The 24,026-nt window shown below is 64.0% G+C and carries 27 protein-coding genes and 2 tRNA genes; 16 read left to right on the top strand and 13 right to left on the bottom strand.

Translation table 11 applies throughout. From position 1 onward, the window contains the following. Nucleotides 1–348 precede the first annotated feature (348 nt). Nucleotides 349–438, bottom strand: a tRNA-Ser gene (locus I2H36_RS19495). A gap of 264 nt (nucleotides 439–702) precedes the next feature. Here I2H36_RS19495 and rplU point away from each other — a divergent pair. The 5 genes from rplU to proB all read left to right on the top strand — a co-directional run bounded on the left by rplU (nucleotide 703) and on the right by proB (nucleotide 4,518). Next, nucleotides 703–1,095, top strand: a complete 393-nt coding sequence (rplU, locus tag I2H36_RS19490; protein WP_173946682.1) for a 50S ribosomal protein L21 — start codon at nucleotides 703–705, stop codon at nucleotides 1,093–1,095. Between the two features lie 34 nt (nucleotides 1,096–1,129). Continuing rightward, nucleotides 1,130–1,396: a 50S ribosomal protein L27 gene (rpmA, locus tag I2H36_RS19485; RefSeq protein ID WP_036355650.1), complete on the top strand. Its 267-nt coding sequence runs from the start codon at nucleotides 1,130–1,132 to the stop codon at nucleotides 1,394–1,396. 179 nt (nucleotides 1,397–1,575) lie between these two features. Next, nucleotides 1,576–2,226 carry a GNAT family N-acetyltransferase gene (locus tag I2H36_RS19480; RefSeq protein ID WP_196265561.1) on the top strand — a complete coding sequence of 217 codons (651 nt, stop codon included), beginning with the start codon at nucleotides 1,576–1,578 and terminating at the stop codon, nucleotides 2,224–2,226. A 145-nt stretch (nucleotides 2,227–2,371) separates the two neighbouring features. Beyond that, on the top strand, nucleotides 2,372–3,406 hold the full coding sequence (obgE, locus tag I2H36_RS19475; protein ID WP_196265560.1) for a GTPase ObgE: 1,035 nt from the start codon (nucleotides 2,372–2,374) through the stop codon (nucleotides 3,404–3,406). Next, nucleotides 3,403–4,518, top strand: a complete 1,116-nt coding sequence (gene proB / locus I2H36_RS19470; protein WP_196265559.1) for a glutamate 5-kinase — start codon at nucleotides 3,403–3,405, stop codon at nucleotides 4,516–4,518. The genes obgE and proB overlap by 4 nt, the downstream gene beginning before the upstream one ends. Here the strand turns inward: proB and I2H36_RS19465 are convergent. Next, nucleotides 4,488–5,252, bottom strand: coding sequence for a DUF72 domain-containing protein (locus I2H36_RS19465; protein ID WP_246718921.1), 765 nt, complete (start codon nucleotides 5,250–5,252; stop codon nucleotides 4,488–4,490). The two genes, proB and I2H36_RS19465, sit on opposite strands and share 31 nt — an antisense overlap. Before the next feature lie 199 nt (nucleotides 5,253–5,451). On the opposite strand from I2H36_RS19465, the gene I2H36_RS19460 reads away from it, so the two are divergent. The 8 genes from I2H36_RS19460 (at nucleotide 5,452) to I2H36_RS19425 (ending at nucleotide 12,746) form a co-directional block, all read left to right on the top strand. Further along, entirely contained in the window at nucleotides 5,452–6,693 is a 1,242-nt protein-coding gene (locus I2H36_RS19460; protein ID WP_196265562.1) for a glutamate-5-semialdehyde dehydrogenase, read from the top strand. Beyond that, a complete protein-coding gene (locus I2H36_RS19455) occupies nucleotides 6,690–7,346 on the top strand; it encodes a nicotinate-nucleotide adenylyltransferase (RefSeq protein ID WP_196265557.1) in 657 nt (218 codons plus the stop codon). The genes I2H36_RS19460 and I2H36_RS19455 overlap by 4 nt, the downstream gene beginning before the upstream one ends. 98 nt (nucleotides 7,347–7,444) lie before the next feature. Beyond that, on the top strand, nucleotides 7,445–7,825 hold the full coding sequence (gene rsfS / locus I2H36_RS19450; protein ID WP_196265556.1) for a ribosome silencing factor: 381 nt from the start codon (nucleotides 7,445–7,447) through the stop codon (nucleotides 7,823–7,825). A 15-nt stretch (nucleotides 7,826–7,840) separates the two neighbouring features. Next, complete coding sequence (gene rlmH / locus I2H36_RS19445) at nucleotides 7,841–8,335, top strand: 23S rRNA (pseudouridine(1915)-N(3))-methyltransferase RlmH (RefSeq protein ID WP_196265555.1); 495 nt, start codon at nucleotides 7,841–7,843, stop codon at nucleotides 8,333–8,335. Between the two features lie 4 nt (nucleotides 8,336–8,339). After that, complete coding sequence (locus I2H36_RS19440) at nucleotides 8,340–9,686, top strand: murein hydrolase activator EnvC family protein (RefSeq protein ID WP_196265554.1); 1,347 nt, start codon at nucleotides 8,340–8,342, stop codon at nucleotides 9,684–9,686. Next, the gene (locus I2H36_RS19435; protein WP_196265553.1) at nucleotides 9,686–11,008 is read left to right on the top strand and encodes a S41 family peptidase; all 1,323 of its coding nucleotides are present in this window, start codon (nucleotides 9,686–9,688) and stop codon (nucleotides 11,006–11,008) included. The genes I2H36_RS19440 and I2H36_RS19435 overlap by 1 nt, the downstream gene beginning before the upstream one ends. 224 nt (nucleotides 11,009–11,232) lie before the next feature. After that, a complete protein-coding gene (locus I2H36_RS19430; RefSeq protein WP_196265552.1) occupies nucleotides 11,233–11,781 on the top strand; it encodes an RNA pyrophosphohydrolase in 549 nt (182 codons plus the stop codon). A gap of 227 nt (nucleotides 11,782–12,008) precedes the next feature. After that, entirely contained in the window at nucleotides 12,009–12,746 is a 738-nt protein-coding gene (locus I2H36_RS19425; RefSeq protein ID WP_196265551.1) for a DUF1236 domain-containing protein, read from the top strand. A 205-nt stretch (nucleotides 12,747–12,951) separates the two neighbouring features. Here the strand turns inward: I2H36_RS19425 and I2H36_RS19420 are convergent, their stop codons facing one another. Further along, nucleotides 12,952–13,326, bottom strand: coding sequence for a hypothetical protein (locus I2H36_RS19420; RefSeq protein WP_196265550.1), 375 nt, complete (start codon nucleotides 13,324–13,326; stop codon nucleotides 12,952–12,954). A gap of 85 nt (nucleotides 13,327–13,411) precedes the next feature. Further along, nucleotides 13,412–13,496, bottom strand: a tRNA-Leu gene (locus I2H36_RS19415). A gap of 145 nt (nucleotides 13,497–13,641) precedes the next feature. Here I2H36_RS19415 and I2H36_RS19410 point away from each other — a divergent pair. Together I2H36_RS19410 and I2H36_RS19405 are read left to right on the top strand one after the other, a co-directional pair. Then, nucleotides 13,642–14,226 carry a YqaA family protein gene (locus tag I2H36_RS19410; RefSeq protein WP_196265549.1) on the top strand — a complete coding sequence of 195 codons (585 nt, stop codon included), beginning with the start codon at nucleotides 13,642–13,644 and terminating at the stop codon, nucleotides 14,224–14,226. A gap of 11 nt (nucleotides 14,227–14,237) precedes the next feature. Beyond that, nucleotides 14,238–14,738 (top strand): disulfide bond formation protein B, encoded by a 501-nt coding sequence (locus I2H36_RS19405; RefSeq protein ID WP_196265548.1) that lies wholly within the window; start codon nucleotides 14,238–14,240, stop codon nucleotides 14,736–14,738. A 21-nt stretch (nucleotides 14,739–14,759) separates the two neighbouring features. Here the strand turns inward: I2H36_RS19405 and I2H36_RS19400 are convergent, their stop codons facing one another. Next, nucleotides 14,760–15,329 (bottom strand): HNH endonuclease, encoded by a 570-nt coding sequence (locus I2H36_RS19400; RefSeq protein ID WP_196265547.1) that lies wholly within the window; start codon nucleotides 15,327–15,329, stop codon nucleotides 14,760–14,762. 189 nt (nucleotides 15,330–15,518) lie between these two features. On the opposite strand from I2H36_RS19400, the gene I2H36_RS19395 reads away from it, so the two are divergent. Beyond that, nucleotides 15,519–16,016 carry a DedA family protein gene (locus I2H36_RS19395; protein ID WP_425523322.1) on the top strand — a complete coding sequence of 166 codons (498 nt, stop codon included), beginning with the start codon at nucleotides 15,519–15,521 and terminating at the stop codon, nucleotides 16,014–16,016. 46 nt (nucleotides 16,017–16,062) lie between these two features. On the opposite strand, the gene I2H36_RS19390 is transcribed toward I2H36_RS19395, so the two are convergent. From I2H36_RS19390 to I2H36_RS19355, 8 genes are all read right to left on the bottom strand, one after another. Next, complete coding sequence (locus I2H36_RS19390; protein ID WP_196265545.1) at nucleotides 16,063–16,944, bottom strand: 3-hydroxybutyryl-CoA dehydrogenase; 882 nt, start codon at nucleotides 16,942–16,944, stop codon at nucleotides 16,063–16,065. Nucleotides 16,945–17,017: 73 nt separating this feature from the next. Beyond that, complete coding sequence (locus tag I2H36_RS19385; RefSeq protein ID WP_196265544.1) at nucleotides 17,018–17,962, bottom strand: electron transfer flavoprotein subunit alpha/FixB family protein; 945 nt, start codon at nucleotides 17,960–17,962, stop codon at nucleotides 17,018–17,020. A 14-nt stretch (nucleotides 17,963–17,976) separates the two neighbouring features. Continuing rightward, complete coding sequence (locus tag I2H36_RS19380; protein ID WP_196265543.1) at nucleotides 17,977–18,726, bottom strand: electron transfer flavoprotein subunit beta/FixA family protein; 750 nt, start codon at nucleotides 18,724–18,726, stop codon at nucleotides 17,977–17,979. A 102-nt stretch (nucleotides 18,727–18,828) separates the two neighbouring features. Then, on the bottom strand, nucleotides 18,829–19,578 hold the full coding sequence (locus tag I2H36_RS19375) for a rhomboid family intramembrane serine protease (protein ID WP_196265542.1): 750 nt from the start codon (nucleotides 19,576–19,578) through the stop codon (nucleotides 18,829–18,831). A gap of 11 nt (nucleotides 19,579–19,589) precedes the next feature. After that, entirely contained in the window at nucleotides 19,590–20,165 is a 576-nt protein-coding gene (locus I2H36_RS19370; protein WP_196265541.1) for a cob(I)yrinic acid a,c-diamide adenosyltransferase, read from the bottom strand. 85 nt (nucleotides 20,166–20,250) lie between these two features. After that, nucleotides 20,251–20,847 (bottom strand): acyloxyacyl hydrolase, encoded by a 597-nt coding sequence (locus I2H36_RS19365; RefSeq protein WP_196265540.1) that lies wholly within the window; start codon nucleotides 20,845–20,847, stop codon nucleotides 20,251–20,253. Between the two features lie 202 nt (nucleotides 20,848–21,049). Continuing rightward, a complete protein-coding gene (locus tag I2H36_RS19360; protein WP_036355177.1) occupies nucleotides 21,050–21,241 on the bottom strand; it encodes a twin transmembrane helix small protein in 192 nt (63 codons plus the stop codon). Nucleotides 21,242–21,316: 75 nt separating this feature from the next. Then, entirely contained in the window at nucleotides 21,317–23,917 is a 2,601-nt protein-coding gene (locus I2H36_RS19355) for a TIGR02302 family protein (RefSeq protein WP_196265539.1), read from the bottom strand. Nucleotides 23,918–24,026: the final 109 nt, after the last annotated feature.

Genomic DNA, 24,026 nt, shown 5'->3' with positions numbered 1-24,026 from the left:
GCCCTCCGAAAAAGCGACAGGAGAATGGAATCACGCCAACCCAGCCCAATCAATGCCCGACTAAATCAACACTATCTCGCGACGAGCAGACCTTGGTCGAACTTCCGCTCTCGAGTTGAAAGTGGTGATTGATCAAAGCAATTGCATCCACAGCGTCAGTTGCGCCACAACCGGGCTGGGTGCTTTTCAGGCGGATAACAGAGGCAGAGTTGGAGCTGTAAAAGCCCTGTATGGTGCCTAGAAAATATCTGCCAGAGAATGGCTCTTTCGGAATTGGCACAAGAAATCCGGCACTTAAGGGCCGAGATCCTTAAGAAAAAAACTCTGCTATTTCAGAGGCTGAGATAATGGCGGAGAGGGGGAGATTCGAACTCCCGATACGGTTGCCCGTATGCCGCATTTCGAGTGCGGTGCATTCAACCACTCTGCCACCTCTCCGGGGTGCGAAGGCGTCTAAGCCCGCTGGTTGAGGCGGGGTGGATATCATGGGCTTTGCGGGTCTTCAAGCGCCAAAAGCAAGGTTTTTGATTGACAAAGAACGGGGCCGCCGGTAGGTAGGCGTCCTCTATGAGCGGGCACGCGTGCCTGCGCATATCCGTGCGGCAGCGTGAGGTTGCCGCGAACCGAAGCCGGAAACTGCCAAAAAGCCAATCCGACGGGGGCTTCCCCCGCTGAGAATTGGGTTTGAACACGAGGATCAAGATGTTCGCAGTGATCAAGACCGGCGGCAAGCAGTATCGCGTTGCCGCCAACGACGTCATCACCGTCGCCACGCTCGCAGGCGAGCCGGGCACCGCCGTCACGTTCGACCAGGTTCTTATGGTCACCAACGACGGCAGCACCCAAGTTGGCGCCCCCCTCATCGAGGGCGTGACCGTGGCAGGCGAAGTGGTGGAACACACCCGCGGCGAGAAGGTCATCTCCTTCAAGAAGCGCCGTCGCCAGAATTCGCGCCGCAAGCGCGGGCATCGCCAGGACTATACCGTCGTGCGGATCACCGAGATCCTCGCCGGTGGCGAAAAGCCCAAGAAGGCTGCGGCCAAGAAGACCACCAAGGCTGCGGCTGACGAAGCTGCGCCGGCCACCGCTGAATAAGCGCTCGGCTCAACACAGGACACGGGAGTAACCCATGGCTCACAAAAAAGCAGGCGGTTCGTCTCGCAACGGTCGCGACTCGGCAGGCCGTCGTCTGGGCGTCAAGCGTTTCGGCGATCAGCAGGTTGTCGCCGGCAACATTATTATTCGTCAGCGCGGCACCAAATGGCATGCCGGCGCGAATGTCGGCATGGGCAAAGATCATACCCTCTTTGCCACGGCCAATGGCCGAGTCCGATTCCTGACGCGTCAAGGCCGAGCCTTTGTATCGGTCGTACCGGCCCAAGAGGCCGCAGAGTAAACGGCGAGAGCGAAACGAAGGAGCTCCCGCCGGCATCACACCGACCCGGCGGATAAGAGCTCCAGATAGGCCCGAAAAGGCCAAGCTCCAATCCGAAATCGACAGGGGAGGTGGGATGTCCACCTCCCCTTCGTCATTTCCAGGGCCCAAGGAGGGCCCGACCGGATCGGAGCAAGACGATGTTTCCCGACCTCACCCGTGACGATGTTTTCCGCCTCGAGACCCGTGGCCTGTGGCTGCGCTGGGCCCGTCTCGCGGATGCCCAAGCCATCGTACGCCTTGCCGGGGAGAAAGCGGTCGCGGAGATGACGGCGCGAATTCCCCATCCGTATCATCCGGACGATGCCGAGCGATTTATCTTCCAGTCCCGGCGGTCCAATGCGGACGGTGAAGGATTGCAGCTCGCCATAACGCCGAAGGGCAAGCCTAACAGTCTCATCGGCATGGTGGGGATCGGCCCGAGTGCGGACACGGGCAAGCCCGACCTCGGCTATTGGCTCGGCACCCCTTACTGGGGCAAGGGCTATGCTACCGAGGCGGTCCGGGCGCTGATCGACGCCTTCTTCGCCTATGGCGAGGAGGATGAGGTCACGGCCTGCGCCCGGGTGATCAACCCGGGTTCCCGCCGAGTGCTGGAGAAGTGCGGCTTCGCCTATCAAGGTGCGGGGCTCTCCGAGCTGCCGGCCCGGTGCGGCCTTTATCCGGTGGATCACTTCCGGCTCGACCGGCGCACCTGGGAGAGCCTGAAGGCCTGGGGCCAGACCGGCTTCGTGCGCGAACCTCTCTCCCTTGAGGTCGAGGTGGAGCGGGAGATGTCTCTCGCGAGCTAGAATAGAAGTGCTCCCGAATGAGTTCGGGAGCACTTCTTCTTTTGTCTGCGTTGCTTCCGCACGACCACTTAGACGACAGCATTTTAACCGCGAGAGTGGATCCGCTTTTGCGAAAAGTGCTCCAGTCCCGTAAAGGATGCGGGTTATGAAATTTCTCGACCAAGCCAAGATCTATATTCGCTCCGGCAACGGTGGTGGCGGCGCCATCTCGTTTCGCCGTGAAAAGTTCATTGAGTTCGGCGGCCCGGACGGCGGCGACGGCGGCCGTGGCGGCGACGTGTGGGCGGAATGCGTGGAAGGGCTCAACACCCTGATCGACTACCGCTATCAGCAGCATTTCAAGGCCAAGACCGGCGGCCACGGCATGGGCAAGAACCGGCACGGCGCCAAGGGCGCCGATGCGGTGCTGAAAGTTCCGGCCGGAACGGAGATCCTGGAGGAGGACGGCGAGACCGTCATCGCCGACATGACCCATGTGGGCCAGCGGGTGCTGCTGGCGAAGGGCGGCAATGGCGGCTTCGGCAACGCCTATTTCACCACCTCGACCAACCGGGCTCCGCGCCGGGCCAATCCCGGCCAGGAGGGCATCGAGCGCACGCTCATCCTGCGCCTCAAGCTGATCGCGGATGCGGGCCTCGTCGGATTGCCCAATGCCGGCAAGTCCACGTTCCTGGCGACGACCACCGCGGCCAAGCCGAAGATCGCCGATTATCCCTTCACCACGCTTCATCCCGGTCTCGGGGTGGTGCGGGCCTATAACCGCGAATTCGTGCTGGCCGACATTCCGGGCCTGATCGAAGGCGCGTCGGAGGGCGTCGGCCTGGGTGACCGGTTCTTGAGCCATGTGGAACGCTGCCGCGTGCTGCTGCATCTGGTGGAAGGCACGAGTGAGGATGCGGGCGAGGCCTACAAGACGGTGCGCCACGAGATCGAGGCCTATGGCCACGGGCTCGATGAGAAGCCTGAAGTCGTTGCTCTGTCCAAGGCTGATGCTCTCGATGAGGATATGCTGAAGGAGCAACTGAAGAAGCTGAAGAAGGCCAGCAAGCGGACCCCTTACGTGATCTCTTCAGCCTCCGGTCAGGGCGTGCAGGAGGTGCTTCAGGCGCTTCTCGGCGTCATCGACCAGGCGAAGGTGGAAGAAAAGCCGTCCCAACCCCAGGAAGAGTGGCATCCGTGAGCCCGCAGCTCAGCCAGTTCCGCCGCGTCGTCCTGAAGGTCGGCTCCGCCCTGCTTGTGGATCGGGCACGCGGACGGCTGAACCATGCCTGGCTCGCGGCGCTGGCCGAGGACATTGCCGATCTCCATGCCATGGGCGCCGACGTTCTCGTCGTCTCCTCCGGGGCCATCGCCATGGGGCGCACGGTGCTGGGGCTCCCGTCCGGACCCTTGCGGCTTGAGGAGAGCCAGGCGGCTGCGGCGGTCGGGCAGATCGCGCTCGCCCGCACCTGGTCCGAGGTGCTGGCCCATCACGGCATCACGGCGGGCCAGATCCTGGTGACGCTTGCCGACACGGAGCAGCGGCGGCGTTACCTGAATGCCCGCGCCACGACCCTGAAGCTTCTCGAGATGCGCGCCGTGCCTGTCATCAATGAGAACGACACGGTGGCGACCTCCGAGATCCGCTACGGCGACAACGATCGCTTGGCGGCCCGCGTCGCCACCATGATCGGCGCCGATCTCCTGGTGCTGTTCTCTGACATTGACGGCCTCTATACGGCGCCGCCCGCATCCGATCCCAATGCCGAGCACATCCCGGTGGTCGAGCGCATCACGCCCGCCATCGAGGCCATGGCGGGGGGAGCGGCCTCGGAATTGTCGCGTGGCGGCATGCGCACCAAGGTCGAAGCCGGCAAGATCGCCACCGCCGGCGGCACGCACATGATCATCGCGGATGGCCGCACGAAGAACCCGTTGAAGCGCGTGGCCGAGGGTGGGCGCTGCACGTGGTTCCTCACGCCGTCCAATCCCGCCACCGCCCGCAAGACCTGGATCGCCGGCGCCCTTGAGCCGCGCGGCACGCTTTTCGTGGATGAGGGCGCGGCGCGAGCCCTGCAGAGCGGCGCGAGCCTGCTGCCGGTGGGCGTGCGCCGGATCGAGGGCTCGTTCCATCGCGGCGACGCGGTGACGATCCGCAACGAAGCCCGCGTGCTCGGGCGGGGGCTCGTGGCCTATGACGCGGAGGATGCAGTGCGCATCATCGGCCGGCCGAGCCGTGAGATCGAGGGCATCCTCGGCTATCCCGGCCGCACCGAGATGGTTCACCGGGACGACATGGCGCTCAGCGACTGATCTTCGCTCACGAGCCTCAGCAAGGCTTGCGCGTCGCCGGGCGCGGCGCTTTTGATGTCGTTGTCGAAATACACATAGACGCTGCGCTCATCCTTGCGCCAATCGGCAATGCGCCGGGTCCAGTCCTGCAATGTTTCGGCTGAATAGCTGCCTGCGTAGCGGCCATTGGTGCCATGGGCACGAACATAGACGAAATCCGCAGTCGCCTCCCAGGGCGCTGGTGCATCCGCGTGATCGGAGATGCACAAGGCTGCGTTGTGATCGCGAAGGATTCGGAAAGCGTCCTCCTCGTACCAGCTCGGGTGCCGGAATTCGAGAGCGCAGCGGCGCCTCTGCGGCACAAGTGACAGGCAGCGCGCCACCCGCTCCCGCGTCTCTACATCGGCCTTGAAGGTGGGTGGCAGCTGAAACAGAACCGGGCCGAACTTGTCGCCCAAGCCGTTCATGCGACCGAAGACGAGATCGATGCTCTCTTCGATCCCTTTCAGCCGCTTCATATGCGTGATGAAGCGCGAGGCCTTCCAGGCGAACAGGAATCGCTTCGGCGTGGAATCGTGCCAGGCCCGCACGGCCTGCTCGGTGGGAAGCCTGTAGAAGGAGTTATTGATCTCCGCCGTGTCGAAGCGCTGGACGTAATAGGACAGGAAATCCTTGATCTTCAGGCGCGCCGGGTAGAAAGGTCCGTGCCAGGACCGATAGTGCCAGCCCGAGGTTCCAATCCGGATCTCAGGCAAGGCGGAGCGGCTTGGCTCTGAGGCCACCTGCCGTGCTATGGGTTCCGAATGAGGCATTTCCCCTGAGGCCATCAGGGGGTGGAACTGGGACATGGACGATATTCGCGCCTTGATTGCAGAAGTGCTCGCTGACCATCTCAACGCACCAAGGGCGGCTTCAGGTGCGGCTTCGGTTGGAACGCCGGACGTTCCGGCTCTCATGCGCGAACTTGGCCGCCGCGCGCGGGCGGCCGCCCGGCGCGTGGCGCTGGCCTCCACCGAGGACAAGAACGCTGCTTTGCGCGCCATGGCCGCCCGCATTCGGGCGGAGGCCGATGCGATCCTGGCCGCAAACGAGCAGGATCTGGCCGAAGCGAAGGCCAAGGGGCAGCCTGCCTCCTTCATCGACCGGCTCATGCTGAACCCTGAGCGCCTTGAAGCCATCGCAGCGGCGGTCGAGAGCATCGCCGATCTGCCCGATCCGGTCGGGCGCGTACTGGCGCGCTTCGAGCGCCCGAACGGGTTAGAGATCGAGCGCGTGGCGACGCCGCTTGGCGTTGTGGGCGTGATCTTCGAGAGCCGTCCCAACGTGACGGCGGATGCGGGTGCGCTGTGCCTCAAGGCCGGCAATGCAGCGATCCTGCGCACGGGATCGGAGAGCTTCCGCACGTCCTTGGCCATCGCGAAGGCCATGGGGGAGGGGCTGGAGCAGGCGGGCTTGCCCGCTGACGCCATCCGCCTCGTGCCGACCCGCGACCGGGCGGCGGTGGGCGCCATGCTGTCGGGTCTCGACGGCAACATCGACGTGATCGTGCCGCGCGGAGGAAAAAGCCTCGTGGCGCGGGTTCAGGAAGAGGCCCGCGTGCCGGTCTTCGCGCATCTGGAGGGCATCTGCCATGTCTTCGTGCATGGAGCGGCCGATCTGGAGATGGCCAAAAATATCGTGCTGAACGCCAAGATGCGCCGCACGGGCGTCTGCGGTTCCGCCGAGACCCTGCTGGTGGACCGCGCCTGCGCAGACACGCATCTGAAGCCTCTGGTGACGATGCTCCTCGATGCCGGATGCGCCGTGCGCGGAGACGAGGCTGTGCAGGTTGCCGACCCGCGCGTGACCCCAGCCACCGAGGAGGATTGGCGCACCGAGTACCTCGATGCCATCATCTCCGTCCGGGTGGTCGATGGTCTGGACGAGGCCATCCGACATATCGAATCTTATGGCTCCCACCACACGGATTCCATTGTCACGGACGACGTGGCCACGGCCGAGCGCTTCCTGGCGGAGGTGGATTCAGCCATCGTGCTCCACAACGCCTCGACCCAGTTCGCCGATGGCGGCGAGTTCGGCTTCGGGGCCGAGATCGGCATTGCCACGGGCCGGATGCATGCCCGGGGGCCGGTCGGGGTCGAGCAGCTGACCTCGTTCAAGTACCGCATCCGCGGCGCGGGCCAGACGCGTCCGTGAAGCTCAGCCCCTCCCGTTTCCGCATCAGACCATCCAGCCTGGCCCGTCTGCCGCGGGTGGCTCCCGGCATGCGGATCGGCCTCTATGGCGGCTCCTTCAACCCTGCCCATGCCGGGCACCGGCATGTGAGCCTGATGGCCCTCAAGCGTCTCAGACTCGACCGGATCTGGTGGATCGTCACGCCGGGCAACCCCTTGAAGGACACGGGCGAACTCGCCACCACGGCCATGCGGGTGGAGGAGGCTCAGGCTGTGGCCGGCGATCCCCGCATCGACGTGACCGCCTTCGAGGAGGAGATCGGCGCCCGCTACACGGTCGATACCCTGTCCTACCTCAAACGGCGCTATCCAAACGTCCGGTTCGTATGGATCATGGGGGCGGACAATCTGGCGAGCTTCCACCGCTGGCGGGGCTGGCGGCGCATCGCCCGCATGATGCCGATCGCCATCATCGACCGGCCCGGCTGGACCCTGAAGGCGGTCCGCTCCCGCAGCGCCACGGCTCTGTCGGGAGCCAGGATCAATGAGGCTGATGCCCTGGCACTGCCGGACCTGAAGCCACCCGCCTGGGCGTTCCTGCACGGGCCCCGGTCCCATCTGTCATCCACTCTGCTGCGCCGGTTGCGACGAACTTCTTCCGTCGGGGGACGTTGAAAAATGGGGCCTTCCCGCACTATCTTAAGGGTCGGCACCTCCGAGTGCTGCTGAGAAAGGGCCTGAACCTGAACCGACTATCCTCCGTCGAAGCGGACATGAACCCGCTTCCTCCTCTCGCCGGAGCGGATGCTCCTGCACAAGAGGACATCCGGGCTGTCGCCCTGGCTTCCATCGAGGACATGAAGGCCGAGAACACGGTCGAGATCGACCTGGCCGGAAAGACCTCGCTTGCCGACACCATGATCGTGACTTCAGGCCGCTCCGACCGCCATGTCGGCGCGATTGCCGAGCGCGTGATCAAGGACCTCAAGGACAAGGGGTTCGGAAACGCGCGCGTCGAGGGCCTGCCGGCCTGCGATTGGGTGCTCATCGATGCCGGCGACGTGCTGATCCACGTTTTCCGTCCTGAGGTTCGCGGTTTCTATAACCTCGAGAAGATGTGGGGCGCCGACCGCCCGCAGGATCGCGCAAGCTAGCATAAGGCTAAGATCGTGCGACTGAGCTTGCTGGCCGTGGGCCGTCTCAAGAGCGGCCCCGAGCGGGAGCTGGTCGAGCGATACAGGCTACGGGTCGACGGCATGGGCCGGGCTCTGGGCTTGGCCGGGCTCGACATGGTCGAGCTGCCGGAGAGCCGCGCGCGACGGGACGATGACCGGCGCACGGAAGAGGCGGCGGCCTTGCTCGAAAAGGCGGGCTCGTCCGTGCTGGTCGTGTTCGACGAGCGCGGCAAGAGCCTCTCCAGCGAAGCTTTTGCCGAGAAGATCAGGCAGTGGCGGGACGAGGGCCGCGCCGGAATCGCCTGCGTCATCGGTGGACCCGACGGTCTCGATCCCAAGCTGCGCCAGCGCGCCGACCTCATGGTGTCCTTCGGGGCGCTCACCATGCCGCACCAGATTGTGCGGGCGCTCGTGGCCGAACAGCTTTATAGGGCCCTGACAATCATCGCCGGACACCCTTATCATCGCGCCGGCCACGATGATTCCTGACCGGATGTTTCGCTTCAAATCTTCATTCTCCCGCACGGCCCTCGGCCTTGCCTTGATGCTCGCCGCCGGCCTGAGCCCCGCCCGGGCCCAGCAGCCCGTGCCTGCCTCGCCTCCCATGGCTCCGGTCGAAACGGCCGAGGAAAAGACGCGCCGTGAGCAGGACCTCAAGGTGCTGGAGGAGGCCATCACGGTCAATGCGGAAGCCCGCCGCCGCCTCGAGGCCGAGATCGAAGCCATCAAGGCCGACCGGGCCAAGCTCAACACCGCCCTGATCGGGACGGCCGAGCGCGTCCGCGGAACCGAAGACCGGATTCGCGGCCTGGAGCAGCGGCTCCAGACCCTGACCTCCAGCGAAGCGGCCATTCGCCGGTCCCTGCAGAGCCGGCGGGGCGTTATCATCGAGGTGTTCGCCGCCCTGCAGCGCATGGGCCGCCGTCCGCCGCCGGCCGTGCTGGTGCGGCCGGAGGACATGCTCGAGGCCGTGCGCGCCTCGATCATGCTGGGGGCCGTTCTGCCCGAGCTCCGCGTCGAGGCCGAGATCCTGGCGACCGACCTGACCGAGCTGGTGCGCCTGAAGGAGGCGATCACCACGGATCGTACGACCCTGAACGGGGAACTGACGGGGCTCACACGCGAGCAGGAGCGCCTCGCCGCCCTCATGGAGGCCCGCCAGGACCGGATCGCCGAGGTCGAGCGCAATGCGGGCACTGAGCGGCAAAAAGCCGAAGAACTGGCCCGGCAGGCCGGGACGCTCAAGGAGCTGATCGACCGCATGGAAGCGGAGATCGCCGGGGCGCAGAGGGCTACGGATGAGGCCCGCAAGGCGGCCGAAGCACAGCAAAAGGAAACACGCGAGAAATTTGCCCAGCTGGCCTTCCGGGATCCAGCGCGGCTGGCGCCCAAAATTCCCTTCTCGGACGCGCGCGGGCTGCTGCCGCGCCCGGTCAGCGGTGAGACGACCCTGGATTTCGGCGCCTCGGACGGGTATGGCGGAACGACGCGTGGCATTTCGATCACGACGCGACAGAATGCAACCGTGGTATCACCGGCGGATGGGTGGGTGGCCTTTGCGGGCCCCTTCCGCTCCTATGGTCGACTCTTGATCATCAATGCCGGTGGGGGATACTATGTTCTTCTGGCCGGTATGGACCAAATCAACGTCGATGTTGGGCAGTTCGTGCTCGCCGGCGAGCCCGTTGCGACCATGGGAGAGGCTCCTCTCATGAGTTTGATCGGTGCCGCCATAGAAAAGAACAATCCCGTCCTCTATGTTGAGTTCAGGAAAGACGGCGGTTCCATTGACCCAAGTCCCTGGTGGGCAAAATCGCAAAGCGAAAAGGTTCGCGGATAATGCGCAAACTATCACTGTTGATTCTCGGTGCGGCCATCGGTGCAGGCAGCGCGACCATGGTGTCGCAGACCAGCCTCCTGTCCGGCATGAGCGCGATTGCCGCCTCGGCCGACACGTACCGGCAGCTGAGCCTTTTCGGAGACGTCTTCGAGAAGGTCCGCACGGACTACGTCGAAAAGCCTGAAGAGGCCAAGCTGGTCGAGGCTGCCATCAATGGCATGCTGACCTCCCTCGATCCGCATTCGAGCTTCATGGATGCCAAGAGCTTCCGCGACATGCAGGTGCAGACCCGCGGCGAGTTCGGCGGCCTTGGCATCGAGGTCACCATGGAGGAGGGCTTGGTCAAGGTCGTGACCCCGATCGATGAGACTCCCGCCTCTCGGGCCGGGGTGATGGCTAATGACATCATCACCCACATCAACGACGAGCCGGTCCAGGGCCTCAACCTGAACCAGGCCGTCGACAAGATGCGCGGTCCGGTCAACTCCTCCGTCACCCTCAAGATCCAGCGCAAGGAAGCCAAGGATCCGGTGGTGGTGAAGCTGACCCGCGAGACCATCAAGGTGCGCCCCGTGAGGGCTCGCGCCGAGGGCGATATCGGTGTGCTGCGCGTGACCCAGTTCAACGAGCAGACCTACGAGGCTCTGCGGGCGGGCATCGACAAGCTCACCAGCGACATCGGCGCCGACAAGGTGGCGGGCTTCGTCATCGACCTGCGCAACAACCCGGGCGGCCTGCTCGACCAGGCGATCATGGTGTCGGACGCCTTCCTCGACCGGGGCGAGATCGTCTCGACCCGCAGCCGGAATGCCGAGGATACCCAGCGCTTCAGCGCCAAGGTCGGCGATCTGGCCAAGGGCAAGCCCCTGGTAGTGCTCGTCAACGGCGGTTCGGCCTCGGCCTCCGAGATCGTGGCCGGCGCCCTGCAGGACCACAAGCGGGCGACGGTTCTCGGTACCCGCTCCTTCGGCAAGGGCTCCGTGCAGACCATCATCCCGCTCGGCGGCAACGGGGCCGTGCGCCTGACGACGGCGCGCTACTACACCCCGGCCGGCCGCTCGATCCAGGCCAAGGGCATCGATCCTGACGTCGAGGTGCTGCAGGACATCCCCGAGGAACTGAAGGGCAAGGACGAGACCAAGGGCGAGGCCGGCCTGCGCGGCCACCTGCAGAATGGCGGCGAGAAGGAAGAGCGCGGCGGTTCCTCCGCCTACATTCCGACGGATGCGGCCAAGGACAAGCAGCTCATTGCTGCCTATGACCTGCTGCATGGCGTGCGCAAGGGTGCGGCCAACACCACCACGGCTCCGAATCCGAACTAAGGGCCGATCGTCCTTTCGTTCGAGAAATACTGATACAAACGGGCCCGGCGGGATGAACATCCGCCGGGCCCGTTTTCGTTGCAGGATCCACAGGCCTGCGGAAAAGCTTGTGAAAGGACTGGTGAAGCGGCACTCTCTCGTCTTGCTTCGGAACCATGACCAAGCGCCGGCACTAATAAGAACCGGTTGCATTCGGGTTTCGCGATTAAGGGAGTAAGTGTCTGATGAGGAGCGCACGAGGATCACAGGCCAGAACGGATCTGCCCTACCGCTCCTGCGTCGGCGTGATGCTGATCAACAAGCAAGGCTTGGTTTTCATCGGCCGGCGTCGGTCCGAGGCCGATGCGGCGTCCGACGGCTATTCCTGGCAGATGCCTCAGGGCGGGATCGATCCCGGCGAGGAGCCCTATCAGGCGGCTCTGCGCGAACTCCATGAGGAAACCAGCGTCCGTTCCGTGAGCCTCTTGGCAGAAGCGCCCGAATGGTATGCCTATGATCTGCCCACTATGGTGGCGGGGCGCGCTTGGCGCGGGCGCTACCGGGGACAGAACCAAAAATGGTTCGCCTTCCGGTTCGAGGGCGATGAGCGCGAGATCAACATCCTTCAGCCAGGCGGAGGCGGCCACAGGCCTGAATTCGACGAATGGCGGTGGGAAGAGATGCATCGCTTGCCGGAACTAATCATTCCGTTCAAACGCCCTGTTTACGAGAAGGTCGTCGCAGCTTTTGCGCCGCTTGTGTCAGAGCATCTGCACAGCACTGCTCATCCCTGACAAACAGGCACGACGCGGACTCAGCACACCGTCTTCCGTGCATGTATTGAGGAGGCGGTGTTCCAGCAGAAAAGCCTAGTTTTTCACGGCTTTTCGTTCATGTTCATGAACCCCAGATGTACGCCGCCAACACTTATGAATGGGAACGGAACCCTCCCTGAAAACCCCCGTTGATAGGCATTGCTGAGGGCCATTGTCGGCTCTCCATCATAGGGAGATTTCATCCAATGCGTGTGACTTTACTGGCCGGCGTAGCAGCCGCGACCCTGTCCCTGAGCGTGGCTGCAATGGCACAGACGAGCGGTAGCTCAAGTGGCAGCAGTTCCGGCGGCGCGTCGGGCGGTTCCTCAGGCGGCTCCGCGATCATGACGCCCGGCGGTTCGTCCGGTGGAGCCTCGGGCTCGACCATGGGCGGTGCATCCGGCTCATCGAGCGGAACGACGTCGGGTGGCTCCGCTTCCAGCAGCACCGGCGGCTCCTCCGGCACCTCGGCCACAGGCGGCAGCTCGACCGATAGCGCCCAATCCGGCACGTCCGGTACCTCCGGCACAGCGCAAGGAGCGACCCATGGCACGAAGTCAGGCACGGCCTCCAGCGGCACGAGCGGCAGCTCGAACACCACGGGCAACGCCGCAAACACGGCTGGCGGCGCAGCGAATACCAACACCACCGGCAGCACGACTTCGTCCGGTTCCGCGAATATCAATGTGACCTCGGAGCAGCGGACGCAGATCTCGCGGTCGTTTAGCAGCGTGAACGTGCAGCCTCTCACCAATGTGGAGTTCAGCGTCAGCGTCGGCTCGACGGTTCCGACGTCGGTGACGACCCTTTACGATTGCCCGGACAATGTCGAGCGCATCCTGACCGGCCTGCCGGAATGCAAATACATCGTCGTGCGCGATCAGATTGTGATCCTTGAGCCCCGCACCCGTCGCATCGTGACGGTGATCGAGCATCGCGGCTGATTAACAGCACATCTCAAGCAAGGCGCCCGCGGCTTACTCAAGTCGCGGACGTTCTCATCACGCTGCTAAAGCATCGGATCCAAAAGTGGATTTGCACTTTTGGGTCCGATGCTTCCACTTTGAATCAGAGCATCGTTCAGCGCGGAAAACCGGGTCCACTTTTCCGCCCGATGCGCTCGTAAAGTAAATGGAATGGCGCGAAGGCCTACGCGGCATAAGGAAAGGCAACGGCCTGACTGTCAAATCGCTCCTGCCTGCGGCGCTGCGCAAGTAGCGCTAGGGCAGTCTGGGCATATTTGCGGAATTCATCCTTGATGATCTCCGGCTCGTAGTCCCAAACCTGAGCGTCATCTTCGGCAGAATACAATGCGCGTGCAACTGCTTCGATTTCATATTCCATCACATGCCCCTCCCGGCTTGGATTGACTGCGTTCTTGATGCGGCATGGGCGTTTCCAAAGCCCATTCGCATCCGGCATCCCCAGCGCGGGCATTTGTTCCAAACGTAGCCACCTGTGCAATGTGGAACATGAGGTAGCCCGAAAGCGATAATCCATTGAGATGAGCAAGGCGGCATCCATGCGCAGCGCCAAGTTCGGCCTGGGCTCAACATTTTTGGGATTCTTGAATGCCTTTCGGCTTCTCGCCGTGCCACTGAGAGGTCAGTGGTGCCCCTGGCCGGGATCGAACCAGCACTCCTTGCGGAACTCGATTTTGAGTCGAGCGCGTCTACCAATTCCGCCACAGGGGCAAGGACCTGCGACGTACCATGAGGCATGAAGGCTGGTCAATGTGCCAGATGTGAAGGGAAGCCGCAGGCCGGCCTCTCGCCTTTCGGAGCGCCGTGTGCTCAAAGGGCGCGGGGCGGCAGGCCCCTCAAACCGGTCGGAAACCCCATGCTCAGACGTCTCTACGATTGGACCCTCTCCCTCGCGGCGCGGCCCTCGGCCCCCTATGCGCTGGCGGCCGTGTCCTTCGCGGAAAGCTCCTTCTTCCCGGTTCCCCCGGACGTGATGCTCGTGCCGATGATGCTGGCGCGGCCGGACAAGGCCTGGTCCTATGCCCTGATCTGCACGATCGCCTCGGTTCTCGGGGGCATCCTGGGCTATTTCATCGGATTGGGTCTTTATGATTCCGTCGGGGCGTGGCTCTTCCAGCTCTACGGCCTCGCAGACGGTGCAGAAACGTTCCGGCACGCCTATGCCGATTACGGCCACTGGGTGATCCTGCTGAAAGGCCTGACCCCGATCCCCTACAAGCTTGTGACCATCACGTCGGGCTTCGCGGGCTACCATCTCGGCTGGTTCATTGCGCTGTCGATCCTGACCCGCGGCGCCCGGTTCTTCCTGGTGGCCCTGCTGATGAGCCAGTTCGGGCCGCGCATCAAGGCGATCATCGACAACAACTTCAACCTGGTCGCGACAGTCGCCATCGTGGCCATCGTGGGCGGGTTCGTCGCTTTCCGCTACCTGTTCCACTAGGGAGACGATCAATGCGTCTCGCTCTCTCCCTGCGCCAGGCCGCCCTGGCCGTCGCTCTGGGCGCCGCGGCCACCATTAGCGGCGCGCTCGTGTTCGAGCATGTCTTCGGCTATGTGCCCTGCAAGCTCTGCCTCATCCAGCGCAATCCCTATTACATCGCCATTCCGCTCGGACTCGCGGCGGCCCTCCTGCCGCCGCGCTGGACCAGGGTAGGGCTGTGGCTTCTCGCACTCATCTTCGTCGTGAGCGCGGGGCTCGGTGCCTATCATTCCGGCGTCGAGTGGCGCGTGTTCGCAGGCCCGAGCGATTGCGGGGGCGGGGCCGGCGCGGGCGCGGGCAATGTCGGCGATTTCCTGAACCAGCTGCAGAACACCCGCGTGGTCAGCTGCACGGAAGCTGCATGGCGCTTCCTCGGCCTCTCGCTTGCGGGATGGAACGTGCTGATTTCGCTGGGGCTGGCAGCCTTCGCGGCTAAGGCGGCGATCGGCAAGGGTTTCTGCCTCGGCCGCTGACAGCCTGAAGAGGTAAGGGCCTTAAGGCTCCAGTTCGCTATCCCAGTAGAGATAGTCCATCCAGCTGTCGTGGAGATAGTTCGGCGGGAACAGGCGGCCGTTGGAATGGAGGTCGTGGATCGTGGGGGCGAAGGGGCTCTGGCGCGGCCACATTTCCACCTCACGGGGCAGCTTGTCTCCCTTCTTGAGGTTGCAGGGCGCGCAGGCCGCGACGACGTTTTCCCAGGTGGTCTGACCGCCCTTAGAGCGGGGAATGACATGATCGAAGGTGAGGTCCTCGCGAATGCCGCAATACTGGCAGCTGAAGCGGTCGCGCAGGAAGACGTTGAAGCGGGTGAAGGCCGGGTGCCGCGACGGCTTGACGTAGTTTTTTAAGGAGATGACCGAGGGAAGGCGAAACTCGAAGGTCGGACTTCGCACGACCTTGTCGTATTCCGACACGATGTTGACCCGGTCGAGGAAGACCGCCTTGATCGCATCCTGCCAGCACCAGATGGACAGGGGATAGTAACTCAAAGGCCGGTAGTCGGCATTGAGAACGAGGGCTGGGCAGGCCTCCGGTCGCACAACAGGTTGGACGTGTATCGTCACCGCACCTCCCCTTTGGGAAAGAGAAGAGTCATATCCCGTATGAGTAGACTATAGGGGGTGTGACGCTGTTGTGAAGATCAAAGGCTCAGACGTCTGTGACGCACCCACAGGAAGCGCTGGCATGATCGGCTCCATGATCTTCGGGTACACCTTCGCTCCGGTGCCCCGATGAACCTGCTGCAACATGGCCTGGCCTGGATCGAGCCGGCGATCGCGGCCTATGGAGTCTGGGCCCTGTTGATCATCCTCTACTTCGAGTCCTTCGGCGTCCCGTTGCCGGGCGAGAGTGCGCTCGTCGCGGCCGCCCTGCTGGCCACGCGGGGAGATCTTGAGGTCGAGCACGTATTCCTCGCCGCCTGGACGGGCGCCATGCTTGGCGACAGTACGGGCTACCTTATCGGCCGATTCGGCGGCCGCCGCCTGCTGAAGCGCTACGGCCCCTCCCTCAAGCTGACCCCAGAGCGCCTGACGCGCCTTGAAACGATGGCGCAGACCAGGGGCTTCCTCATGGTGCTCACGGCGCGGTTTATCGTGGTCCTGCGGCAGCTCAACGGCCTGATCGCCGGATCCGTTGGAATGCCCTGGAGCCATTTCGTCGTGGCGAACGCCCTTGGGGCAGCACTATGGGCAGGCCTATGGAGCTTTGGCGTGTATTACTTTGCCGACACGTTCCGGCGGCTGATCTGACCTTGCGCCGACAGAACCCGGACATGCCTCGGCGGCCTGAGCCTCGTTAGCGGGTCGGAACCGGCTTCTCGCCGCGATAATCGTAGAAGCCGCGCTTCGTCTTGCGGCCGAGCCAGCCGGCTTCGACGTATTTCACCAGAAGCGGGCAGGGACGGTATTTGGAATCGGCCAGGCCCTCGTGGAGCACCTGCATGATCGACAGGCAGGTGTCGAGGCCGATGAAGTCGGCGAGTTGAAGCGGCCCCATGGGATGGTTAGCGCCGAGCCGCATGGCCGTGTCGATGGCCTCAACTGACCCCACGCCTTCATAGAGGGTGTAGATCGCCTCGTTGATCATCGGCAGGAGGATGCGGTTGACGATGAAGGCCGGGAAGTCCTCGGCAGCCGTCGATGTCTTGCCGAGCTTGTGGATGAACTCCTTGGACGACTCATAGGTCGCGTCGTCGGTTGCAATGCCGCGGATCAGCTCCACGAGCTGCATCACCGGCACCGGGTTCATGAAGTGGATGCCAATGAACTTCTCGGGCCGGTCCGTGGCGGCCGCGAGTCTCGTGATGGAGATCGACGAGGTGTTGGTTGCAACCATCGCGTCGGGCCGGAGCGAAGGGCAGAGATTGGTAAAGATCTTGCGCTTCACCTCCTCGTTCTCGGTCGCGGCCTCGATGACGATGTCGCAGGCGCCCAGATCGTCATAGGTGCGGGCGGGCTTGATGCGCTCGAGCGCGGTCTGCCGGTCTGCCTCGGTGATGGCTCCCTTGGAGACCTGCCGGGCCATGTTGCCGTTGATCGTGGCGAGGCCGGCATTGATCCGTTCCTCGGAGAGATCGTTGAGCCGGACGTTGAACCCCGCATTCGAACAGACATGGGCGATGCCGCTTCCCATCTGTCCCGCGCCGATCACGCCAACCGTCTTGATCTCAATGCCCATCGATCTGCTGCCTGCATCCAACCGTCAAAGCGGCCGGGCGGAGGTTCCGCCCGGTCCGTCCTTATTCCTGACCTTATTGACCGGCTTTGGTCAACTCCTCCTTCAGTTCGGGGAGGATGGTGAAGAGGTCGCCCACAAGGCCGTAATCGGCCACCTGGAAGATCGGAGCCTCCTCGTCCTTGTTGATCGCCACGATCACCTTGGAATCCTTCATACCGGCCAGGTGCTGAATGGCGCCTGAAATCCCGACCGCGATGTAGAGATCGGGTGCCACCACCTTGCCGGTCTGGCCCACCTGCCAGTCGTTCGGGGCATAGCCCGCATCGACGGCAGCCCGCGAGGCACCCATGGCGGCGCCGAGCTTGTCGGCGATCGGCTCGATGTACTGCTTGAAGGCATCGGCCGAGCCGAGGGAGCGGCCGCCGGAAATGATGATCTTCGCCGATGTCAGCTCGGGCCGGTCGTTCTGGGCGATCTCCTCGCCCTTGAAGCTCGACAGGCCTGAATCGTCGGCAGGGCCGACAGCCTCGATTGGGGCAGAGCCGCCTTCACCCGCCGCCGGGAAGGCCGCGGTGCGCACGGTGATCACCTTCTTGGCGTCCGTAGCCTGCACGGTCTGGATGGCGTTGCCGGCATAGATCGGCCGCTCGAAGGTGTCGGGCGAGAGCACCTTGATGATATCGGAGACCTGCATCACGTCGAGCAGCGCCGCCACGCGGGGCATCACGTTCTTGCCCTTGCTGGTGGCGGGCGCCACCAGGGCATCGTAGGAGCCCGCGAGCGACACGATGAGCGCCGCGGTCGGCTCGGCGAGTTGGTGCTCGTAAGGGGCCGCATCGGCCAGCAGCACCTTCTCCACCCCCTCGAGCTTGGCGGCAGCCTCGGCCGCCGCGCGGGCATTGGAGCCGGCCACCAGCACGTGCACGGGTGCACCGAGCGCCTTTGCGGCAGAGAGCGCCTTATGGGTGGCATCCTTCAGGTGAGCGTTGTCGTGCTCGGCAAACAGCAAGGTGGTCATTGTTCTTAATCCTCTCAGAGCACGCCGGCTTCGACTTTGAGCTTCTGGACCAGTTCGGCGACCGACCCGACCTTCACGCCGGCCTTGCGGCCGCCGGGCTCGGCGGTCTTCACGACCTTCAGGCGCGGCGCCACGTCGACGCCCAGTGTCTCGGGCGAGGTCTCGTCGAGGGGTTTCTTCTTGGCCTTCATGATGTTGGGCAGGGACGCATAGCGCGGCTCGTTGAGGCGCAGGTCCGTGGTGACGATGGCAGGCAGCTTGAGGCCCACCGTCTGCAGGCCGCCGTCGACCTCGCGGGTCACGTCGATGGAGCCCTCGCCCACAGCGACCTTGAACGCGAAGGTGCCCTGCGGCCAGCCCAGCAGCGCTGCGAGCATCTGGCCGGTCTGGTTGGCATCGTCATCGATGGCCTGCTTGCCCATGATGATGAGATCGGGCTTCTCCTGCTCCACGACCTTGGCCAGGATCTTGGCGACGGCCAGCGGCTCCACGGTGGCATCGGTCTTGACCAGGATGCCCCGGTCGGCGCCCATGGCGAGCGCCGTGCGGATCGTTTCGCCAGCCTGCTGCGGGCCGATGGACACGGCGACGATCTCGGTGGCCTTGCCCTGCTCCTTGAGGCGCACGGCCTCCTCGACGGCGATCTCATCGAAGGGGTTCATGGACATCTTGATGTTGGCGAGTTCCACGCCCGATCCGTCCGGCTTCACCCGGATCTTCACGTTGTAGTCCACAACCCGCTTCACACAGACAAGAAGCTTCATTCGACTGTCCTCACCAAAGGTCGGATCCGGATATGGCCGACAAACGGCTCTCCGGACATATAGGAAAAAGGCGGATGGACCGTAATGGTCGAAACCCGATTGTCAACGCGGCGCTTGCAGTTCCTGCGCCTGCACGCGGGCGAGCACGGGGTCGTAGCGACGGCGCATGATGGGGGTGAGAATAGCGCCGATGAGAAAGCCGCCAAGATGGGCAAACCAGCCGACGCTGTCATCGCTGCCCAGGAAGGCGGAGATGAACTGGAGGGCGAACCAGAATCCGATGGTCCAGTAGGCGGGAAGCCTTAAGGGAAGACCGTTCAGGAAAAGCGCCCAGATCCGCACGCGGGGGTAGAGGATAAGGTAAGCCGCCACGATACCCGATACGGCACCGGATGCTCCAATGAGCGGGCGATTGGGAGGAAGCAATGTGACGTCGCCTATAGGGGCCGCTCCTCCCACATAGAAGGAGGTGAGGGCGTGCGCGAGGCTGGCGATCGCGCCGCAGAGCAGGAAGAACAGGAGGAAGCGCAGATGCCCCATGGCATCCTCTACGTTGTCGCCGAACACCCAAAGGAACAACATGTTGCCGATCAAGTGAAACCAGGATCCATGCACGAAGATATTGGTGAAGAGCGTCATCCAGACCGGCACATAGGGGTATCCCTCAGGCAGGGATTCCAGGCCAAACAAAACAGAGGGGATGAGGCTGAAACCTCCGACCATCTCATCGGGGCCGCGCGGGTCGAGAATGTAAACCGCATAAAAGAGCGTGCAGGCGATAATGATGGATCGCGCCACGACCGGAGTTTTCATGTGCTGGAGAGGAACGCCGTCGTGAAGCGGTAAGAACATGGTGCTGTTCTCTACCGATTCTGTCCCGGCACCCAGAGAACGTCGAGCGCACCCTTATCATTCACGTAACGGGATGCGACGAACAAGAAGTCGGACAGGCGGTTCAGGTATTTTACCGCTTCCGGGGAGACCTTCTCGTCCGGCTTTTCCGTGAGTTCGACCACATGACGCTCCGCGCGGCGGCAGATTGTGCGGGCCAGATGGAGCGCTGCGGCCGCGGGCGTGCCGCCCGGGAGGACGAAGGAGCGAAGCACCGACAATTCGCCGTTCAGGCGGTCGATCTCCTGCTCGAGACGGTCCACCTGGGCTTGGCTGATGCGCAGGGGCTCGTAGGGGAGGGGCTTGTCCGTCTCGACGGTTGCGAGATCTGCGCCGAGATCGAACAGGTCATTCTGGATGCGGCCCAGCATCGGGTCGATTTCATGGCCCGTCGTGTGAAGGCGGACCATGCCAATGCAGGCATTGGTCTCGTCCACCGTGCCATAGGCTTCGATGCGAAGGTCATGCTTCGGGCGGCGTCCGCCGGCGGCGAGCGCCGTGGTACCGGTGTCGCCGGTGCGGGTGTAGATGCGGTTCAGGACGACCATGAAAGGCCTGACAGGTTGGATTCGCTCATTGTAGATTGAGCATCAGATCCATGCCAAGAGTGCAAGCCACTTTTGGTCCGATGCTCTAGAACGAATACCCGACCCGCGCGCCGACATTCGTCAAGCCTCTGTTCTCGTCCGAGCAGGTGCCGCCATCGGACAGGTGCTCGATGGTCGCCAGCACGCTCCAGTTGGCGGAGAGCCGCACGCCAACCGAGCCGGATTCGCGGAACAGGGGCGAGCAGCCCACCGCCTGACGATCCGAGAGCGGATGCGAGGAATCCTTGCCGTTATGGATGGCGCCGCCGAAGCTGCCTTCGACGAAGATGCTCGGGGTGACGTCGATCGTCCAGGACAGGCCGGCATAGGCGAAGCTGGTGCGATCGTCGAAGTTCAGGCTGCCGCCGAGATGCGGCCGGGGAATGAAATAGCTGGTGAAAAGGTCCGATGCGGTGAAAGGCTTGTCGAAGAGAATTTCGCCGGTCAGGTTGGCCGATCCGTCGCGTCCTTCTCGTCCCCAGGGATCCTGAGCCGACAACCCGAAACGGAATTCCGACAGGATGCTCGCTTGAGATGACGTTTGGGAAGTGTCGGCCTGTCGTCTGAAATCGGAGCCCAAAGCGCCTGCCGATCCCATGAACAGGACCAGAAGACTCAGGCCTAAGGCCGGGCTGGTGCGCATTAAAAGGTCCATAACTCAATAAAAATTAAGGCCAACAGGCTACGCCGTTATGGCTAACGATGTCTTAATACAAACCGTGGCGAAAACGTGTCAATACCGAGATGCCTGCAGCATTATCCGGACAGGTGATGCCGGTTGTCCACGCTTATGAACATCCTGAGATGCGCATCGCAGAACCTCGCGTATGGGAAGCCTTCGGTGCTCAGGCGGCTCTCCACCAGATCACGCCCATGATGACGATGATGGCGATGAACTGCAGCAGCACGCGCAGGCGCATGAGATGCTGCGACCGATTGGCATTGCCGCCGCGCAGCATGTTGAACAGACCGAGAAGCAGAACGAGAGCGACAGCGACAACCGCTATCGGCACAAGCAGATCGACAAAACCGGACATCGTGATTCCATAAGAAGGTTTGGGCGACCGTGGCCCGAACCCGTCGAAGAGACAAGGGGTGCGTTAACCCCGCTATTAGTTTCTGCGCAGCAGCCGGTCGAAATACTCAAGCTCTTCCTGCGCGCGGCTCGGATCGCCCAACTTGCGTCGCAGTTCTTCCAGAATACGCTGGGCGCGCTGGGCTGGAGATCCGTTAGGGCCTGGCACTTCAACGCGGCCATCGGGGTAGTCCGGGTTCCTGACCGGACGGCCTAGCGGATCAGTGTCCCGCTGCCCCGCCTGCTGGTTGCCCTGCGGCTGCCCCAAGGGATCTTCCTGACCGCCCGCCTGCTCGTTGCCCTCGCCCTGCTGCATCTGCTGCATCTGTTGCGCCATGCCTTGCATGCCGCGCCGGAGGCTCTCCAGAGCCCGGCCCTGGGCATCGACCGCCGGGCCGTCCTGGCCCTGGCCGAGAGCGCCTTCGGCATCGCGCATGGCCTGCTCGGCCTCGCCGAGGCCCTGCTCGCCCTGCATGCCCATGCCCTGCATGCGCCGCTGCAGCTCTTCGAGCCTCTCCCTCAGGGCCTGCTGCCGCTGCCTGAGGCCCAGGGGATCCTGGTCCCGAGCACCTTGGCCGTCCTCGGCCTGCTCCTGGCCTTCGCCCTGTTCCCCTTGCTGGCCCTGTTGACGCTGACCCTGCTGCCTTTGGCCCTGGCGTTGACCCTGCTGGCGCTGGCTGTTGCGGTCGCCCTGCTGCATGCGCCGGTTCTGCCCGTCGCGGAAGGTTTCGTCGCGCAGGTTCTGCTGCTCGCGCGCCATGTCCTCCATATCCTGCATGGCCTGGTTCATCTCGCGGCCGAGAGGGTCGGTCATGCGGCTGTTGGGCTGGGCGGTCTGCAGGTTCTCGAGGATGTTGCGCAACTGCTCGAGCAGGCGCTGGGCCTCGGCCACGTCGCCGCGGCGCATGGCCTCCTCCATCTGGCGCAGCATGCGGTTGAGATCGTCCTGCGAGATCATCCGATCCGGAGCGCGCTGGTTCTGGTTCTGCGATTGCTGCTGGTTCTGCTGCATACGCTGGGCGAATTCCCGCAGGAACTTGTCCATGGCCTGGCGCAGCTCCTCGGTCAGGCGACGGATCTCGTCGTCCGTGGCGCCCCGGTCCATGGCCTCCTTCAGGCGGTCCTGGGCGGCGCGCAGCTCACGCTCCGCATCCGACAGCCCGCCATCCTCGATCTGGAGCGCCATGGTCCAGAGCCAGTCAGCCACATCGAGCAGATCCTGATCGGTTCTGGCGACCCGCAGGCGCTCCGCTCCCGTGCGCAGCCCCATGAACACCCCCCATTGTGGGGTGTATTGATCAGGCGCGATCAGCAGGGCATCGAGGGCCACTTGCACGCGCTTCCGATCGTCGGGCGCGAGCAGGAGGGTGCGCCGCTGCTCCACCAGGGCCTTGGCGAGCGGATTGGTGAAAGGGCGCTGCGGCAGGGTGAAGGTGATCTTCTCGCTCTTGGCCTCCTGGCCTGCCTCGTCCTTGGCCTTCAGCTGGATCGTCACCGGCGCGCCGGCCCAGGCATGGTTGGTGAGGTCGACCGGTGACTTGGTGTCCGGCGCGTTCTCCTCGTGGCTCGGGAGCGCCAGCGTCAGCTGCGGCGCCGGCACGAGGGAGCGGCCTCGGCTGTTGTCGGCCTTCTCCACAATGCCTTCCAGGGCGTTGATGCCGTAATCGTCCTTGCCCTTGTAGGAGAGGGTGAAGGTGCCGCGGGCATTCACCTCGGGCGGGGTGGTGAAGGCGACCTCGGGCATCCGGTCAGGGATGGCCTCGATGGTGAGGGTCACGCTGTGGGCAAAGCCCGTGCTGACCGTGAGCTCGCTGGAGCCTTCGAGGGTGTAGCGCTCCTCGCGCATGTCGGCGCGCTGGCCGGCTTTCGGGGGCAGGGGCGTGAGGCCCTTCCCCGGCTTGACCTCTGCGTTGCCTTCGCCGGCAATGCGGACGACTACCGTGGAATGGACCGGCGCCTTCAAGTTCTGCCCTCGGGCAAGGTCGATCATGAGAGGCGGGGTGCGGGTGTAGAGGGGCGGGTCGATCCAGCCGTCGATGCGGAAGGAGGCGGTTGCGATTTTCGGATCCCGCCAGTCGAAGGCGGCAGCCAGGCGCGAGCCGATCTCGGGACCGGCCACGAAGGCGCTCGTCACCAGGGCGAGCAGGCCTGCGGCCCGCACCGCATAGCGGTCGCGGCGCGGCATGTCCGGCCGCGGCAGGCCGACGCGCATCCGGCCGACGGCCTCCTCCGCACGCCTGCGGTGCAGCGCCCACAGGGCCCGGGTGCCGGGATCGGCGGAGCCCAGGGCCAGGGAATCGTCGAGGGCCCTGGCCGGGCCGGTGGTGAGGCCGGTCTCCCGGTCGAGCCGGTCGAGAGCCCGGGTCCGGTTCGGCATTCTCAGGCGTAAGAGGGGCCAAAGCGACAGGACGAAGGCTGCCGTGAACAGGCTGAGCCCGATCGTCCGCCACAGGACAGGCAGATCGAGCCAGAGGCCGAGCCACGACAGGGTGAGAAAGGCGAGAACAATGGCAAGCGGCAGCCAGAGCCGGGGCCAGGCCTCCTCCCACCAGAGCGACAAGCGCGCATGAGTCACAAGGCGGCCGAACCGCTGGTTCAGGGTGCCGCGCCCAGGCATTGGGTTCGGGCCTTCGCTCATGCCAAAAGTCTCCCGCTGCACGCCCATGTGCAGACGCCCCGTGAGGAAGCTAGCACGGCAGCCCCGCATGACCAGCGGTCAAATCGGCACGGAGGTTCAAGAAGAGGTG

It is taken from the genome of Microvirga terrestris, from assembly GCF_015694425.1.
Classification (GTDB): Bacteria; Pseudomonadota; Alphaproteobacteria; order Rhizobiales; family Beijerinckiaceae; genus Microvirga; species Microvirga terrestris.
This window is presented reverse-complemented; position numbering and strand designations above follow the sequence as displayed.

Excerpts from the sequence above, each read along its gene's own strand:
- rplU (WP_173946682.1), top strand. The coding sequence starts at position 703 with ATGTTCGCAGTGATCAAGACCGGCGGCAAGCAGTATCGCGTTGCCGCC.
- rpmA (WP_036355650.1), top strand. The coding sequence starts at position 1,130 with ATGGCTCACAAAAAAGCAGGCGGTTCGTCTCGCAACGGTCGCGACTCG.
- I2H36_RS19480 (WP_196265561.1), top strand. The coding sequence starts at position 1,576 with ATGTTTCCCGACCTCACCCGTGACGATGTTTTCCGCCTCGAGACCCGT.
- obgE (WP_196265560.1), top strand. The coding sequence starts at position 2,372 with ATGAAATTTCTCGACCAAGCCAAGATCTATATTCGCTCCGGCAACGGT.
- I2H36_RS19460 (WP_196265562.1), top strand. The coding sequence starts at position 5,452 with ATGCGCGAACTTGGCCGCCGCGCGCGGGCGGCCGCCCGGCGCGTGGCG.
- rsfS (WP_196265556.1), top strand. The coding sequence starts at position 7,445 with ATGAACCCGCTTCCTCCTCTCGCCGGAGCGGATGCTCCTGCACAAGAG.
- I2H36_RS19440 (WP_196265554.1), top strand. The coding sequence starts at position 8,340 with ATGTTTCGCTTCAAATCTTCATTCTCCCGCACGGCCCTCGGCCTTGCC.
- I2H36_RS19435 (WP_196265553.1), top strand. The coding sequence starts at position 9,686 with ATGCGCAAACTATCACTGTTGATTCTCGGTGCGGCCATCGGTGCAGGC.
- I2H36_RS19430 (WP_196265552.1), top strand. The coding sequence starts at position 11,233 with ATGAGGAGCGCACGAGGATCACAGGCCAGAACGGATCTGCCCTACCGC.
- I2H36_RS19425 (WP_196265551.1), top strand. The coding sequence starts at position 12,009 with ATGCGTGTGACTTTACTGGCCGGCGTAGCAGCCGCGACCCTGTCCCTG.
- I2H36_RS19420 (WP_196265550.1), bottom strand. The coding sequence starts at position 13,326 with ATGGATGCCGCCTTGCTCATCTCAATGGATTATCGCTTTCGGGCTACC.
- I2H36_RS19410 (WP_196265549.1), top strand. The coding sequence starts at position 13,642 with ATGCTCAGACGTCTCTACGATTGGACCCTCTCCCTCGCGGCGCGGCCC.
- I2H36_RS19405 (WP_196265548.1), top strand. The coding sequence starts at position 14,238 with ATGCGTCTCGCTCTCTCCCTGCGCCAGGCCGCCCTGGCCGTCGCTCTG.
- I2H36_RS19390 (WP_196265545.1), bottom strand. The coding sequence starts at position 16,944 with ATGGGCATTGAGATCAAGACGGTTGGCGTGATCGGCGCGGGACAGATG.
- I2H36_RS19385 (WP_196265544.1), bottom strand. The coding sequence starts at position 17,962 with ATGACCACCTTGCTGTTTGCCGAGCACGACAACGCTCACCTGAAGGAT.
- I2H36_RS19380 (WP_196265543.1), bottom strand. The coding sequence starts at position 18,726 with ATGAAGCTTCTTGTCTGTGTGAAGCGGGTTGTGGACTACAACGTGAAG.
- I2H36_RS19375 (WP_196265542.1), bottom strand. The coding sequence starts at position 19,578 with ATGTTCTTACCGCTTCACGACGGCGTTCCTCTCCAGCACATGAAAACT.
- I2H36_RS19370 (WP_196265541.1), bottom strand. The coding sequence starts at position 20,165 with ATGGTCGTCCTGAACCGCATCTACACCCGCACCGGCGACACCGGTACC.
- I2H36_RS19365 (WP_196265540.1), bottom strand. The coding sequence starts at position 20,847 with ATGCGCACCAGCCCGGCCTTAGGCCTGAGTCTTCTGGTCCTGTTCATG.
- I2H36_RS19360 (WP_036355177.1), bottom strand. The coding sequence starts at position 21,241 with ATGTCCGGTTTTGTCGATCTGCTTGTGCCGATAGCGGTTGTCGCTGTC.
- I2H36_RS19355 (WP_196265539.1), bottom strand. The coding sequence starts at position 23,917 with ATGAGCGAAGGCCCGAACCCAATGCCTGGGCGCGGCACCCTGAACCAG.